The 1,797-nt window shown below is 64.4% G+C and carries 2 protein-coding genes; both read right to left on the bottom strand.

Annotated elements, in window-relative coordinates; all coding sequences use genetic code 11:
- Positions 1-78 precede the first annotated feature (78 nt).
- Positions 79-888 carry an IS21-like element helper ATPase IstB gene (gene istB / locus HUK65_RS18280; protein ID WP_179907687.1) on the bottom strand — a complete coding sequence of 270 codons (810 nt, stop codon included), beginning with the start codon at positions 886-888 and terminating at the stop codon, positions 79-81.
- A partial coding sequence (locus tag HUK65_RS18275; protein WP_407692443.1) for a Mu transposase domain-containing protein occupies positions 885-1,797 on the bottom strand: 913 nt, incomplete at its 5' end. The genes HUK65_RS18275 and istB, both read right to left, overlap by 4 nt.

Here is a 1,797-nt window from a genome sequence, read left to right as displayed (position 1 = left end):
TTGGTCGCGACATCAGCGAGGATGGCGGGTTTGTGTGTCGCGGGCAAGGGGATTGTCGCCAGTGATTGTCGCGCGGCGTCAATCTGCATTCATGTCCGCCGGTGACGCCTTCCTCGGAGGCCGTCCGGGGCCTTTGGCCTTTTCCGCGGCCTTGCGGCGGTAGCTTTCGACATTCATCTCGAAGATGGTGGCGTGATGCACGAGCCGGTCGACGGCAGCGAGCGTCATGGCTGGATCCGGGAAGATCGTGTTCCATTCGCCGAAGGGCTGGTTGGCTGTGATCAGCATGGAGCGGCGTTCGTATCTCGCGCTGATCAGTTCGAACACTACGCTGGTCTCGGCCTGATCCTTGGTGACGTAGGTGATGTCGTCGAGGATCAGCAGGTGGAACTTGTCGAGCTTGGTGATCGCGCTTTCGAGGGCGAGATCGCGGCGCGCCTGCTGGAGCTTCTGGACCAGATCGGTTGTGCGGGTGAAGAGGACGCGGTAGCCCTTCTCGACCAGCGCCAGCCCGATGGCGGAACCGAGATGCGACTTGCCCACGCCCGGCGGGCCGAACATCAGGATATTGGCGCCGTTCCCGATCCAGCTGTCGCCGGCGGTGATGGCACCGACATGGGCCTTGGACAGCATGGGAACGGCGGCGAAGTCGAAGGTCTCGAGGGTTTTTCCGGGCAACAGGCGGGCCTGTGCGAGATGGCGTTCGATGCGGCGGCGATCGCGTTCGGCCAGTTCGTGTTCCACCAGGGTACTGAGCAGCCGTGCGGCAGGCCAGCCTTCCTTGTCCGCCTGCTCGGCGAAACGCGGCCAGAGCGCCTTTATGGCGGGCAGGCGAAGTTCGTTGAGGGCCAGGGTGAGGCGTGCGGTATCGATCTCGGATGATGTCATGCTGCAGCTCCCTCACCGGTATTTTCCAGCAGCCGGTCGTAGGATGACAGATCGGCCAGCTTCACCTCGACCCCGGGCAGACTGTCGCCCGGCGGGGCGAAGAGCGCGCGCAGGGCTGTCATGTCGGGCAGACGGTGCTGGCTGATATCCTCCTCGAGCTGGGCGGCCAGTTCGGCCTCGCAGCCCCGGTCATGGGCCAGTGCCAGAAGATCGACCGTCATCCGGCAGGCCGTCTTTGCGTCGGTCTGCTCGAGCAGGAATGTGAAGATGTCGCCGAAAGCCCGCCGCGGGAACAGCTGGTCCCGGTAGACCAAGCCCATCAGGGCCATCGGTTTCTTGCGCAGGGAATTGATGACATGGCGGTAATTGACCACGTGTCCGTGGCTTCCGGTCCTCGACGCCCGCCCGCGCGGTAGCGTCAGCAGCGCGGTGGCGCCGAGGAACAGTTCCAGCCGGTCATCGTAGAGCCGGACCCGGAGGCGATGCCCGATCAGTCGGGACGGCACGGTGTAGAAGACCTTGCGCAGGATGAAGCCACCCGAGGAGGTGACGCGCACAGTGATCTCCTCGTAATCCGTCGTCCGCCGGGCGGGCAAGGGTCTGAGGCTGGCACGTTCCATGTCGATGCGCTTGGCATTGCGGGCGTTGATCCGGCCCACGATCTCGTCGATGAATCGGCGATAGGCCGTCAGATCCTCGAAGTCGCGCGATCCGCGCATGACCAGCGCATCCGCGATGGCGCGCTTGAGATGACCGTGCGGTCCCTCGATGGAACCGTTCTCATGCGCGATGCCCTTGGTATTGCGCGTGGGTGTCATGCCGTAATGGCGGCACAGCGCGTCGACGCGGTCGGTGAGGTCGGCCTGAGCGGATTTGTCGAGGTTCTTGAACGCGGCCGAGAGGCTGTCG

Origin of the sequence: Rhabdonatronobacter sediminivivens, assembly GCF_013415485.1 — a bacterium.
GTDB lineage: Bacteria > Pseudomonadota > Alphaproteobacteria > Rhodobacterales > Rhodobacteraceae > Rhabdonatronobacter > Rhabdonatronobacter sediminivivens.
Note: the sequence above shows the minus strand (reverse complement) of the source record. Positions and strands in the feature narration are given on the sequence as shown.